Origin of the sequence: Streptomyces sp. NPDC051104 (assembly GCF_040682835.1) — a bacterium.
In the GTDB taxonomy this organism is placed as follows: domain Bacteria; phylum Actinomycetota; class Actinomycetes; order Streptomycetales; family Streptomycetaceae; genus Streptomyces; species Streptomyces cynarae.
Map to the genome: position 1 here is coordinate 15,421 of NZ_JBFBBS010000058.1, position 12,840 is coordinate 28,260.

At 71.6% G+C, this 12,840-nt stretch carries 11 protein-coding genes; 7 read left to right on the top strand and 4 right to left on the bottom strand.

Annotated features, from left to right (window positions below; genetic code table 11):
- Positions 1–30 precede the first annotated feature (30 nt).
- The 6 genes from AB0N14_RS36595 to AB0N14_RS36620 all read left to right on the top strand — a co-directional run bounded on the left by AB0N14_RS36595 (position 31) and on the right by AB0N14_RS36620 (position 7,584).
- On the top strand, positions 31–876 hold the full coding sequence (locus AB0N14_RS36595; RefSeq protein WP_366030023.1) for an inositol monophosphatase family protein: 846 nt from the start codon (positions 31–33) through the stop codon (positions 874–876).
- Between the two features lie 90 nt (positions 877–966).
- Positions 967–2,376, top strand: a complete 1,410-nt coding sequence (locus tag AB0N14_RS36600; RefSeq protein WP_366030024.1) for an NAD(P)/FAD-dependent oxidoreductase — start codon at positions 967–969, stop codon at positions 2,374–2,376.
- Positions 2,373–2,882: an O-acetyl-ADP-ribose deacetylase gene (locus tag AB0N14_RS36605; protein ID WP_366030025.1), complete on the top strand. Its 510-nt coding sequence runs from the start codon at positions 2,373–2,375 to the stop codon at positions 2,880–2,882. Before AB0N14_RS36600 ends, AB0N14_RS36605 begins: the two co-directional genes overlap by 4 nt.
- A 206-nt stretch (positions 2,883–3,088) precedes the next feature.
- A complete protein-coding gene (locus AB0N14_RS36610; RefSeq protein ID WP_366030026.1) occupies positions 3,089–5,434 on the top strand; it encodes a glycosyl hydrolase family 65 protein in 2,346 nt (781 codons plus the stop codon).
- Positions 5,435–5,580: 146 nt separating this feature from the next.
- Entirely contained in the window at positions 5,581–7,092 is a 1,512-nt protein-coding gene (locus tag AB0N14_RS36615; protein ID WP_366030027.1) for an AlkA N-terminal domain-containing protein, read from the top strand.
- Positions 7,093–7,101: 9 nt separating this feature from the next.
- Positions 7,102–7,584, top strand: a complete 483-nt coding sequence (locus AB0N14_RS36620; RefSeq protein WP_366030028.1) for a methylated-DNA--[protein]-cysteine S-methyltransferase — start codon at positions 7,102–7,104, stop codon at positions 7,582–7,584.
- Positions 7,585–7,852: 268 nt separating this feature from the next.
- On the opposite strand, the gene AB0N14_RS36625 is transcribed toward AB0N14_RS36620, so the two are convergent.
- The 4 genes from AB0N14_RS36625 to AB0N14_RS36640 form a co-directional block, all read right to left on the bottom strand.
- Positions 7,853–8,581 (bottom strand): Sir2 family NAD-dependent protein deacetylase, encoded by a 729-nt coding sequence (locus tag AB0N14_RS36625; RefSeq protein WP_366030029.1) that lies wholly within the window; start codon positions 8,579–8,581, stop codon positions 7,853–7,855.
- A 497-nt stretch (positions 8,582–9,078) separates the two neighbouring features.
- Positions 9,079–9,603, bottom strand: coding sequence for an NUDIX hydrolase (locus tag AB0N14_RS36630; protein ID WP_366030030.1), 525 nt, complete (start codon positions 9,601–9,603; stop codon positions 9,079–9,081).
- A 59-nt stretch (positions 9,604–9,662) separates the two neighbouring features.
- A complete protein-coding gene (locus AB0N14_RS36635) occupies positions 9,663–10,127 on the bottom strand; it encodes a hypothetical protein (protein ID WP_366030031.1) in 465 nt (154 codons plus the stop codon).
- Positions 10,124–11,875 (bottom strand): sialidase family protein, encoded by a 1,752-nt coding sequence (locus tag AB0N14_RS36640; RefSeq protein WP_366030032.1) that lies wholly within the window; start codon positions 11,873–11,875, stop codon positions 10,124–10,126. The genes AB0N14_RS36635 and AB0N14_RS36640 overlap by 4 nt, the downstream gene beginning before the upstream one ends.
- Before the next feature lie 382 nt (positions 11,876–12,257).
- Between AB0N14_RS36640 and AB0N14_RS36645 the strand changes: the two genes are divergently transcribed.
- On the top strand, positions 12,258–12,701 hold the full coding sequence (locus AB0N14_RS36645; RefSeq protein WP_366030033.1) for a hypothetical protein: 444 nt from the start codon (positions 12,258–12,260) through the stop codon (positions 12,699–12,701).
- The last annotated feature ends 139 nt before the right edge of the window (positions 12,702–12,840 follow it).

The following is a 12,840-nucleotide window of genomic DNA, read 5'->3' on the forward strand; positions in this document are numbered from 1 at the left end:
TTGTCAGTGACGCGTGCTCTCATTGAGGGCATGATCGACGACTACGAAACCATCGACGGGTTTCTCGCGCACGGCACGGCAGACGTCGAGGAGGCCGTGCGCAAGGCGGCCGCCACCGAGATCATGCCGCGCTTCTGCCGGCTCGCCGCGCACGAGATCGACGAGAAGAACGGACCGCACGACCTGGTCACGGACGCCGACCGCAACGCCGAGGCCTACCTCACCGAGGTGCTCCCGAGGCTGCTTCCCGGCTCGGTCGTGGTGGGCGAGGAGGCGGTGCACGCCAACCCGGTGACGTACGAGGCCATCCGGGGCGAGGCCCCCGTCTGGATCGTCGACCCGGTCGACGGCACCCGCCAGTTCGTGCACGGCGACCCCGGGTTCTGCACGCTGGTCGCGCTCTCCCAGGGCGGTGTCGTACGCGCATCGTGGACGTACGCCCCGGCCCTGGACCGCCTCGCCACGGCGGTACGGGGGAAGGGCGCGTTCCTCGACGGCGAGCGCCTGCGAGCGGGCTCTCCCACGGCGGGCCGCGACCTGGAGGTGGCCACGTCGCACCCCGACTACACCACGGACGAGGAGAAGCGCGCGCTGCTCGGACTGTGGACGGCCGGCGTCCGCCCGCGCCCGTGCGGCTCGGCCGGCCTGGAGTACCTCCATATCGCGCAGGGCCTGCTCGACGCCACGGCCTTCTCCTGGGAGGCGGCCTGGGACCACGCGGCCGGCCTGCTGCTGGTCGAGGAGGCGGGCGGCGCGCACCTCACCCTGAGGGGCGAACCGTTCCGGATCACCGGCGGCAACGCGCTGCCGTTCACCGCGGCACGGGACGCGGACGCGGCGCGCCGGGTGGTGGAGCTGCTGTCGGGCGCCGCCTGACCTTCCCCTGTACCCGAGGCGTGTCAGACCTCCGGCATATCCTGATCTCCTGTGGCCGTCGGCTGACGAAGGAGTCCGAAGGTGCCGTCGATGCTCGATGCGGTCGTGGTGGGGGCGGGGCCCAATGGGCTGACGGCTGCCGTGGAGCTGGCCCGTCGCGGTTTCTCCGTGGCCGTCTTCGAGGCGCGCGGCACCGTCGGCGGCGGCGCCCGCACCGAGGAGCTGACGCTGCCCGGTTTCCGTCATGACCCGTGCTCGGCCGCTCACCCCCTCGGCATCAATTCGCCCGCGTTCCGTGCCATGCCTCTCGAGCGGTACGGCCTTCAGTGGCTGCACGCCGAGCTGCCGATGGCGCACCCCTTCCCCGACGGCACGGCCGCGGTGCTGTCCCGGTCGGTGGCCGAGACGGCCGCCTCGCTCGGCCCGCGCGACGCGGGAGCGTACCGCCGGCTCGTCGCGCCGTTCCTGAGCCGCTGGGACACCCTGGCCCGGGACTTCATGTCCCTGCCCGGGACCGCGCTGCCCCGGGACCCGGTCACCCTCGCCCGCTTCGGCATCGTGGGCCTGCCCCCGTCCACCTGGCTGATGCGCCGCTTCCACGACGAGCGCGCGAAGACCCTGTTCGCCGGGCTCGTCGCCCACGTGATCGCCCCGCTCGGCGGTTTCGCCACCGGCGCGATCGGCCTGGTCTTCGCCCTCGCGGCGCACGCCCGCGGCTGGCCGGTCGCCCGCGGCGGCTCCCAGTCGATCTCCGACGCCCTCGCCGCGTACCTGAAGGACCTGGGCGGCACCGTCCACACCGACTACGAGGTCAAGCGGCTCGACGACCTGCCCCCGGCACGCGCCTACATCTTCGACACCTCGCCCACCGCGCTGGCGCGTATCGCCGGCCTCGGACGCTACTACGACGGCTACCGCTACGGCGCCGGCGTCTTCAAGATCGACTACGCGCTGGACGGCCCGGTCCCGTGGACCGCGAAGGAACCGCGCGTCGCCGGTACCGTGCAGATCGGCGCCGACAGCGCGGAGATCGGCGCCGCCCTGCGCGCCGCGTCCCGGGAGGGCCGCGCGCCCGACCGGCCGTTCCTCATCGCCGTGCAGCCCGGCGTCGCCGACCCCACCCGGGCCCCGGCGGGCAAGCAGGTCTTCTGGGTCTACGGCCATGTGCCCAACGGCTGGCGCGGAGACCTCACCGACGCCATGGAACGCCAACTGGAGCGCTTCGCCCCCGGGTTCCGCGACCGCGTCCTCGCCCGCGCCACCGCCGGCCCGCCCGAACTGGCCGCCCGCAACGCCAACTATGTGGGCGGCGACATCGCCTCCGGCGCGGCGTCCGGCCTCCAGCTCCTGCTGCGCCCCAAGGTGTCCCTGTCCCCGTACAGCACCCCGCACCCGGCCGTCTTCATCTGCTCCTCGGCCACCCCACCGGGCCCGGGCGTGCACGGCATGTCGGGGCACAACGCGGCGAAGGCGGTCTGGCGGAGGCTGAGGCAGCGATGACCGCCATCACGCTGGTCAAGGGCGACATCACCCGGCAGAGCGCCGACGCGATCGTCAACGCGGCCAATTCGTCGCTGCTCGGCGGGGGAGGGGTGGACGGCGCGATCCATCGGCGAGGTGGTCCGGCGATCCTCGAGGAGTGCCGCGCGCTGCGCGCCTCCCGGTACGGCAAGGGACTGTCCACGGGCCGGGCGGTCGCCACCACAGCGGGTGAACTGCACGCACGCTGGGTGATCCACACGGTCGGTCCCCGCTTCAGCCCCCAGGAGGACCGGTCGGAGCTGCTGGCCTCCTGCTACCGGGAGTCGCTGCGCCTCGCCGACGAACTCGGTGCCCGCACGGTGGCGTTCCCGGCCGTGTCCGCCGGCATCTACGGGTGGCCGATCGACGACGCCGCCCGCATCGCGGTGGCCACGGTCAGGGCCACGGAGACGGCCGTCGAGGAGGTCAGGTTCGTCCTCTTCGACGAGCGGGCGTACGAGGCGTTCGCAGCGCAGCTCCCCTGAGCGCCCGCTCATTCCCGGCGCCCGCCTCATTCCCAGCGCCTGCTCATTCCCCGCGACCGCTCATCCCCCAGACCGCTCATCCCCGCGACCGTCGGTGAGGCCACGATGTCCTTTCCGGGGCCGTTGGGGATGGAGTGACTCTTGAGCGGGCAGATATAGAACATGGCATACCAGGCATTCCGGACACATCACCCGGAGGACCCGCCGTGATCACCCATCCCGCCTATGGGTCCGATCCCTGGTGCATCCGCGAGACCGGGCTCGACCTGGACGTCCTGGCACAGAGCGAATCGGTCTTCGCCCTGTCCAACGGACACATCGGCTGGCGAGGCAACCTCGAGGAGGGGGAGCCGCACGGACTGCCCGGCTGCTACCTCAACGGCGTCCACGAAGTACACCCGCTGCCCTACGCCGAGGCCGGATACGGCTATCCGGAGGCCGGCCAGACGGTCATCAACGTCACCGACGGCAAGCTCATCCGCCTCCTCGTCGACGACGAGCAGGTCGACCTGCGCTACGGGCGTCTCCTCTCGCACGAACGGGTCCTCGATCTGCGGGCCGGGGTACTGCACCGCGTCTGCGAATGGGTCTCGCCGGTGGGAAAGGCCGTTCGTGTGCGCTCCACCCGCCTGGTGTCCTTCACCCACCGGGCCGTCGCCGCGATCGCCTACGAGGTGGAGCCGCTGGACGACGAGGTGCGCGTCGTCATCCAGTCCGAACTCGTCGCCAACGAGCCCATGCCGCGGCCCAGCGACGATCCGCGGGTCGCCGCCGCCCTGGAATCCCCGCTACGGCCCGAGGAGCACCACGCCGAAGGGGCCCGGCTGCGCCTGATCCACCGCACCGAGCGCAGCGGACTGCGGGTCGCGGCCGCCGCCGACCACATCGTGCAGGGTCCGGCATCCACCCAGACAGCCGGAGAGAGCGCGCACGACGTCGCCCGGTTCACCGTCATCGCCGACCTCAGGGCGGGCGAGAAGCTCCGCCTGGAGAAGCTGGTCTCCTACGGTTGGTCCTCGCTGCGCTCACTGCCGTCCCTGAGGGACCAGGCGGAGGCCGCGCTCGCCGAGGCGCGCAGCACGGGCTGGCACGGCCTGGCCGACGAGCAGCGGGCCGTCCTGGACGAGTTCTGGGCGTACGCCGACGTGGAGGTGGACGGCGACGCGGAGATCCAGCAGGCCGTCCGCTTCGCGCTCTTCCATGTGCTGCAGGCCGCCGCCCGGGCCGAGCAGCGGGCGATCCCGGCCAAGGGCCTGACGGGCTCCGGCTATGACGGGCACGCCTTCTGGGACACCGAGACCTACGTTCTGCCGGTGCTCATCTTCGCCCACCCGCGCAGCGCCACCGCGGCGCTGCGCTGGCGCCAGGACACCCTGCCGGCGGCCCGCGCCCGCGCCCGGCAACTCGGCCTCGAGGGGGCCGCCTTCCCATGGCGCACCATCGACGGCGCGGAGTGCTCCGGTTACTGGCCGGCCGGCGCCGCGGCCTTCCACATCAACGCCGACATCGCCCATGCCGTCCTGCGCTACGTCTCGGTCTCCGGCGACCAGGACTTCGAACGCGACACCGGCGTGGAACTCCTGGTGGAAACCGCTCGGTTGTGGTGCTCCCTCGGCCACCACGACTCCCAGGGCCGCTTCCACATCGACGGCGTCACCGGCCCCGACGAGTACAGCGCGCTCGCGGACGACAACACCTACACCAATCTCATGGCCCAGGAGAACCTGCGGGCCGCCGCCGATGCCGCCGAACGCCACCCCGAGCAGGCCGCCGCGCTCGGCGTGACCGAGGACGAGACGGCCGCATGGCGCACCGCCGCCAAGGCGATGACCGTCGCCTACAACAGCGCCCTAGGCATCCACGAGCAGGCCGCGGACTTCACCCGCCACCAGGTCTGGGACTTCTCCCGCACCCGGCCGGAGGACTACCCGCTGCTGCTGCACTACCCGTACCTCCAGATCTACCGGAAGCAGGTGGTCAAACAGGCGGACCTCGTGCTGGCGATGTACCTGCGTGGCGACGCCTTCGACGAGGGCGAGAAGGCGCGGAACTTCGCCTACTACGAACCGCTCACCGTCCGTGACTCCTCCTTGTCGGCGAGCGTGCAGGCCGTCATCGCAGCCGAGGTCGGCCACCTGCGCCTGGCCTACGACTACCTCGGCGAGGCGGCGCTGATGGACTTGGACGACCTGGAGAACAACACCCGCGACGGCCTGCACATCGCGTCACTGGCAGGCTCCTGGATCGCGCTGGTCGCCGGCTTCGGCGGTATGCGCTACCACACCGGAACCCTGTACTTCGCGCCCCGGCTGCCCGACAGTCTCAGCCGGCTGGCCTTCTCGGTCCACGTCCGCGGCCAGTGCCTCCGGGTGGAGATCACCGACTCCCGGGCCACGTACACGCTGGTGAAGGGGGAATCGGTCCGGATCAGGCACTACGGGGAGCCGGTGACCGTGACCGGCGACACCGCGCAGACCCGTCCCGTGAAACCCTCGCCCCCCTTGCCGCAGCCTTCCCAGCCGCCCGGACGCCACCCCGAGCGCCCCCACTGAACACGAAGACCTCGTGCTGCCGCTGTGTGGGGGCGGCCCGGAGGCGATCGATGCAGCGGCACAGCGATCGGGGTAACGGCAGGTCGCCACAGCCACATGTCGGATTTCCGCCAGCCCGGCGCGCTCCGGTGCCCGATGCTTGAGGCATGCGGAACGCGATGCACACCGACCGGGAGCGCTGTGTGCGCGCCGTCCAGTCCAAGGACGCGCGCTTCGACGGCTGGTTCTACACAGCGGTCCTGACCACGCGGATCTACTGCCGCCCCAGCTGCCCGGCGGTACCGCCCAAACCGGCGAACATGACGTTCTACCCGAGCGCCGCCGCCTGCCAGCAGGCCGGGTTCCGGGCCTGCAAGCGGTGCCGCCCGGACACCAGCCCCGGCTCCCCCGAATGGAACCAGCGCGCCGACCTCGTCGCCCGCGCCATGCGGCTGATCGGCGACGGCGTCGTGGACCGCGAGGGCGTGCCCGGCCTCGCCGCCCGCCTCGGGTACAGCACCCGCCAGATCGAGCGCCAGCTCCTCGCCGAACTCGGCGCCGGGCCGCTCGCGCTCGCCCGGGCGCAGCGCGCCCAGACCGCCCGGCTGCTCATCGAGACGACCGGGCTGCCGATGGCGGAGATCGCGTTCGCGGCCGGGTTCTCCTCGATCCGCACCTTCAACGACACCGTCCGCGAGGTCTTCGCGCTCTCCCCGAGCGAGCTGCGCGCCCGTCTGCCCCGGCAGACGGTGGCCGCACCGGGCGTCCTCGGCCTCAGGCTGCCGTTCCGCGCCCCGCTCAATCCCGACAACCTCTTCGGTCACCTCGCCGCCACCGCCGTACCCGGCGTGGAGGAATGGCTCCCCCACAGCCTTGACGACGTGGGAGGTACCCCCATCGGCGCGTACCGGCGCACGCTCCGGCTTCCGTACGGACACGGCATCGTGGCGCTGACCCCGCGGCCCGACCACATCGCCTGCCGCCTCAGCCTCAGCGACATGCGCGACCTGGCCGTCGCCATCAGCCGCTGCCGCCGCATGCTCGACCTGGACGCCGACCCGGTCGCCGTGGACGACCAGCTGCGCACGGACCCGGTGCTGGCGCCCCTCGTCGACAAGGCCCCCGGCCGCCGGGTGCCGCGCACCGTGGACGAGGCCGAGTTCGCCCTACGGGCCGTCCTCGGCCAGCAGGTCTCCACGGCTGCCGCACGCACCCACGCGGCCCGCCTGGTCACCGCGCACGGCGAGGCCGTCGAGGACCCCGAAGGCGGCCTCACCCACCTCTTCCCGGCACCGGAGGCCCTCGCCGCACTCGACCCCGAGTCGCTGGCGATGCCCCGCACCCGCCGGACGACCTTCACGACCCTCGTCCGTCGACTCGCCGAGCGATCCATCCACCTGGGCGTCGAGAGCGACTGGGAGGAGACCCGCGCCCGGTTGCTCGCACTCCCCGGCTTCGGCCCCTGGACGGTCGACGTGATCGCCATGCGCGCCCTCGGCGACCCAGACGCCTTCCTGCCCACCGACCTCGGCATCAGGCGCGCCGCACAGGAACTCGGCCTGCCGTCGACCCCGGCGGCACTCACCGCACGCGCGGCGGCCTGGCGGCCGTGGCGGGCGTACGCGGTCCAGTACCTGTGGGCGACGGACAGCCACCCGATCAACTTCCTTCCGGTATAAGGACACACAGTGAAGCAGCACACGATCATCGACAGCCCCTACGGCCCCCTCACCCTCGTCGCCGACGACGGCGTCCTGTGCGGCCTCTACATGACCGACCAGCGCCACCGCCCGTCGGAGGAGACCTTCGGTGAGCGGGGGGAGGCCGCATTCGCCGAGGCGGAGGAGCAGCTGGAGGCGTACTTCGCGGGCGACTTGAAGGAGTTCGCCCTCGAACTGCGTCTGAACGGCACTTCGTTCCAGCGCGGAGTCTGGGACCAGCTGCGCCGCATCCCCTACGGCGAGACCCGCTCCTACGGCCAACTGGCCGACGCCCTCGGCAATCCCGGCGCCTCCCGCGCGGTGGGCCTGGCCAACGGCAGGAACCCCATCGGCATCATCGTCCCCTGCCACCGAGTCATCGGCGCGAGCGGCGGCCTGACGGGCTACGGCGGCGGACTGGACCGCAAGCGCCGGCTGCTGGAGTTCGAACGGGGATCGGCGTTGTTCTAGTGCCGCGGCAGGCAACGTTTGCCCGTCAAGGAGCGGTGTCCGGTGCGTGCTCTGGGGGTACCCCCTGCTCGAAGAGCTTGGGGGAGTGCCGGACGGAAGTCCTCGTACTGGATGTACTTGGGCTTTCGGCCGGTGCGGCGAGTGGGGGTGCCCCCTGCTCGAAGAGCTTGGGGGTGGGGGTCCCCCCTGCTCGAGCGAAGCCGAGAGCTTGGGGGAGTGCCGGGCGTCGCGACGGGGCGAACGTTGCCTGTTGCGGCACTAGGGCTGCCTACCCCTCCCGGAGACTGCGCAGCAGAGCGGGCAGCGTGGTGCCGATCGGCTCCCGTACGACCTCGTCGGCCCGGTCGTCGTACGGCGTCGGCTCGGCGTTGACGATGATCAGCCGTGCGCCGTGGTCGGCGGCCAGGCCCGCGAGGCCGGCGGCGGGCTCGACTTGGAGGCTGCTGCCGACCGCGATGAACACCGTGCACGCCTTGGTGATCGCCACGGCCTCGCCCAGCACCTCCGGGTCCAGCCGCTCACCGAACATCACGGTCGCCGACTTGAGGATCCCGCCGCACTCCAGGCACGGCGGGTCGTCCTCTCCGGCCTCGACCCGGGCCAGCGCGTCCTCCATCGGGCCGCGTGCACGGCACCTCGTGCAGACCACGCTGCGGGCGGTGCCGTGCAGTTCGAGCACCTTGCGGGCGGGCACCCCGGCGAGCTGGTGCAGCCCGTCCACGTTCTGCGTGATCACCCGCACGGGCACCCCGGACCGCTCCAGCTCGGCCACGGCCCGGTGCGCGGCGTTCGGCTCGGCGTTCAGGGCCTGGTTCTGCCGCCGCATCTGCCACGAGCGCCGCCGGATCTCCGGATCGCTCATGTAGTACTGGTACGTCACGAGCTTCTCGGCCTCGGGGTCCCGTCGCCACAGCCCGTTCGGCCCGCGATAGTCGGGGATCCCGGAATCGGTGGAGATACCGGCGCCGCTGAGGACGGCGACGAGAGGCCTGTTCATAGGCCGAGCGTAGGACGCCTGCCACCTCGGAGCGAACGGGTATCGCGACGGAGCCCGTCTCCGTCGGTCGGCGGCGCGCTGGGTTCCGCCACGACCGACGGACGCATGTGTCCGATGGATTCACCGGGACATGTTCAGCGTCGCGACGGTCGGCCCGGTCTCGTCGGCAGCATCGTGTGGGCGACCAGGTAGTCGGGTCGTCGTGGTTCGCCGCCGCGGCAGCAGCCGGCCGCGCACCGGACGCCACGGGACTCAGCCCGGTGAGCAGGGAGCCCGCCACGACGGCGGTCCCCAGCCGTGCCAGGCGCCTGCCGGCACGGGACCTCGAGGGTGCGGGCTCGGACTTGGCAGCCGACCGCCGGCTGTGTTCGGGCTCAAGGGGCACGACATTTCCTCTCCACGGCGGTGATCACCAGCGGGAGCGTAATGTCGGGCAAATCGGCGCAAATGCCGGACACGCCGTAACTAAGGAAGCATCATCCTTTTATATGACTTATTCATGCATCTCTATCCGCTCGAGCTCGGCCGGATCTGCCGACCCGGTGGCCGTTCTCCAGCTCCGCCGTGCCCGCGCCGTCCGCCAGCACGTCGAGGGCGGCGAGCACGCGGCGGCCGAGGGCACCCGGCAGGTAGTCGGTGAGTTCCTCACGCGGCACCAGGCGCCAGGACAGCAGCTCCTCCTCCTGCAGCCGGATCGCCTTGAAGTCGTCCTCACCGAGGATCCCGCCGTCGTACAGGTAGGCGACCAGCGGCGGGCGTCCCGTTCCGTGCACCCAGTCGACCGCGAGCAGCCGGCCCAGCTCGCGGTCGAGGCCGATCTCCTCCAGCGTCTCGCGGCGCGCACCCTGACGCGGGGTCTCGCCGTCGTCCGACTCGATCGTGCCGCCCGGGAGCGCCCACCCCTCACGGTAGTTGGGCTCGACGAGCAGCACCCGCCCGCCGGCGTCGCGGAAGAGGGCGGCCGCGCCGGACAGGACACGGGGGAGGGACGCGATGTACGCGGCGAAGTCTGGAGTCGTCATCCAGGAAGGGTAACCAGTGCGAGTGGCCACCGGTGGTGGCCACTCACGGTCCCGCCTGGTCAGGAGGCGGCGGACGTCAGGTACGTCAGGTACACACCTCCCGCGCAGTCGGGCATCGTCCGAAGAGTCCAGCGGCCCTCCACCGTCCGGGAGGAGAAGTTCGACTCGGCGTCGTCCTCCTCCACCTCGCCCTCCTTCAGCGCGTATCCGGCCTTGGGGAGCTGTTTCTGCAGGAAGGCGAGCGCGGAGCCGAAGCCGCCGCGTACGACGGTGGACACGACCAGCCGGTCGCCGGTGCGGTGCTCCACCGAGGTCACGACCGCGCCCTCGGGCACCGGCAGGTCGGCCGGAAACTCCTTGGGCAGCGGAAGTGAGGCGGCGGTGGGGCAGCCGGCGGGCGCCGGAGCGGCGGACGCCTCCTCGGCCGCCCGGCCTGCTCGCTGACTCGTGGCCCAGCAGCCGGTGACGGCCGCCAGGGCGAGGACGCAGCCGGCCAGTGCGGCGGCCGGCGGGAACGGCTTCACCCCTTGGTCTTCTTGTGCTTGCCGGCGACCACGGCGTCGTACGCGCCGTACAGCGTGTTCCCTGAGGCCTGGCGGGCGATGGACGCCAGCGCGTCGTAGTTCTGCGCGCCTCCGGTGGCGCAGGTGCCGGTGCAGCCGTCGGCGTAGGCGACGAGCACGCGGCCCTGGGCGTCGAGGGTGACGTCGATGAAGTCCAGGAGGTTGCGGTCCTGGCCGCAGGTGGTGCCGCCGGTGCAGATGGACCCCTTCTGGACCGGGTCGGTGGGGGTGGCGTCGACGGTGACCCAGGACTGGCCGCCGTCGTAGGTGGTGGCCACGTACAGGTGCCAGACGCCCTTGAAACCGGCCGCGTCCTGGTAGTCGCCCCCGGTGGTGGTGCCCAGGAAGGCGAAGGCGGCGCGGTTGTCGTCGCCCGCGGTCACGGCCGGGAAGACGATGTTCTTGATGCCGAGGGCCGCGCCGACGTTCTGGTCGTACAGCCACGTCCTGCCCTTGTCGTGGCTGACGGCGATCCGCGCGGTGCCGTCGCTGTTCTGGTAGCCCATGTAGACGGACCCGCCGGCGCCGACTCCCACGCTCGGGTCGGAGTCACCGGGGGTGCTGGAGGGGTTCTTGCGAACGGTCCACGTCAGCCCGTTGTCCTCGGACACGGCCACGGCCTGGTTGCCGCCGCAGCCCTTGTTGGGCACGTAGACCGTGCCGTCCGGGGCGACCTTCACATGCCCGTGCAGTCCGCCGCAGTCCAGCAGCGAGTACATCGGGACGGCGGGCCCGTACGTCAGACCGCCGTCCCGGCTGACCGCGCAGGAGGCGTCGGCGATGTCCTGGGAGCAGTAGTAGACGGCGTCGGGGTACGACGTGAGGGCGCCAGGACTGCCCGGCGCGAAGGGGCCGCCGCCGATGGTCTGGTGGTCCACTCCGGAGTTGATGCCCGAGCCGCCCGTCGGCGTCCACGTCTCGCCGTCGTCGTCTGTGTAGCAGGTCAGGGCGGTCTTGCCGGCGAGCTGCGACTCGAAGGTCCGATGGGTGGCCGGGTCGGTGAACAGGATCGGGTCGAGACTGGTGAGGCTGCCCTGGGGGCAGCCGCCCGCCGCGTTCGCGCTCTTGTCCTGCCAGGTGGCGGTGCCGGAGCTGTCGTAGGTGACCTTGAGTGTCGAGGTGTAGGCCTGGAACATCGCGGCGCCGGTCGCGCGGTCGGCACCGATCGAGGGTTCACCGGCGTTGTGCGCGTCCGCGATGCTGTCCGGTGCCGAGGAGTTGGCGTACGTCGGCGGGGTCGCCGTACTCGGCGGCGGATCGGCCGGGTCGGTGACCAGGCTCGCGGTGCCGGTGAAGCTGTCGCCGAGCGGTGCGTACGGCACCACGCGCACGGTGTACGACGCCGTCACCGCCGGGAGCAGTACCGTCTCGGGGTCGCTGCTGGAGGCCGAGGCGGCCACGACGTGACCGTTCGGGTCGAGGACGTACAGGTCGAAGTCGGCGGCGGTGTCGGGCCACTTGATGTCGATGCGCAGGCTGTGACCGGTGTCGTAGCCGGTGGGCACCGTCACCTTCAGCGCGTAGTCGTCGCACAGCTGCGGGTCGCCGCAGCTGACGGTGCCCGTGGTGCCGGAGACGTTCGGGACGGCGAAGGGGCCGCCGCTCCATGTGGTGGAGGGCGCTGTGTCGCTGACCGATCCGGAGGGTGGAGTGGCGGCGTCGGCCGACACGCCGGGCAGGGCGCCGGCCAGGAGAGCCGCCAATCCCACGGCGACGGGCAACTGCGACCGCGGGTGGCGGTGACGACGGAGCACGGAGAAGAGAGCCACAAGTACCTCGAGGGTTCGCGAGTCGGACGAAGGACGGTCGTGCGGGGCGGTACGGGTGGTGCCTTCGTCTGCTCTACGGGGAGGTACGGGCCGTCCGTCGCGCGGAAGTCGAACATTTTTCGGACGGGCTCCGGCTCGCTCAGGCGGCCTCGGCTTCCACGAGCCGCAGGGTCCGTTCCCCGTGCAACCGGATCACCACTGGCTGCCGATCCTGACCAACAACGCGTAAAAGATTTTAAGTTGCGGAGGGGCAACGTCTGGGAGAGGATCGTGATCACCATCCTAGTCAGGAGCATGCCAAGACCGTGGACAGGGGGATCACGTGCCGAACATCAAGGCGCGCCTGGCGGCGATGACGGGGGCTGCCGCGCTCACTGCCGGCCTGTTGGCGGCGGGGGCGGGACCGGCCTCGGCCGCGGAGGACAGCTTCCATTTCGAGCTCCAGCGCATGGGAAGCGACACCTACATCAACGTCTTCAACGACTCCATGGAGGGCCGTCTCGCGGGGTGGGGCGGCTGGTGGGCCGACCCGGGCACGAGCGGTGAACCCGGGGACACCCTGGTGGCGTACGACAACCTGGCGGACGGCTACGGCATCGAGGCTCACCTGAGCACGGGACGGACCGCGACCACCCGTGGGCACAGCGCCAAGTACCAGGACACGACTTCGGGCGACCTTCCCGAGGGCAACCACTACCTGATGTGGGTGTGCGTGGTGAAGGGTTCGTGGTCGAAGTGCTCCACGAAGGAAGACGTCTGGGCGTGACGGCGTGTCAGCCTCGTGGCCGCATGGATCGCGGATGAAGTCGACCTAGTGCCGCAACAGGCAACGTTCGCCCCGTCGCGACGCCCGGCACTCCCCCAAGCTCTCGGCTTCGCTCGAGCAGGGGGGGACCCCCACCCCC

Excerpts from the sequence above, each read along its gene's own strand:
- AB0N14_RS36595 (WP_366030023.1), top strand. The coding sequence starts at position 31 with ATGATCGACGACTACGAAACCATCGACGGGTTTCTCGCGCACGGCACG.
- AB0N14_RS36600 (WP_366030024.1), top strand. The coding sequence starts at position 967 with ATGCTCGATGCGGTCGTGGTGGGGGCGGGGCCCAATGGGCTGACGGCT.
- AB0N14_RS36605 (WP_366030025.1), top strand. The coding sequence starts at position 2,373 with ATGACCGCCATCACGCTGGTCAAGGGCGACATCACCCGGCAGAGCGCC.
- AB0N14_RS36615 (WP_366030027.1), top strand. The coding sequence starts at position 5,581 with ATGCGGAACGCGATGCACACCGACCGGGAGCGCTGTGTGCGCGCCGTC.
- AB0N14_RS36625 (WP_366030029.1), bottom strand. The coding sequence starts at position 8,581 with ATGAACAGGCCTCTCGTCGCCGTCCTCAGCGGCGCCGGTATCTCCACC.
- AB0N14_RS36630 (WP_366030030.1), bottom strand. The coding sequence starts at position 9,603 with ATGACGACTCCAGACTTCGCCGCGTACATCGCGTCCCTCCCCCGTGTC.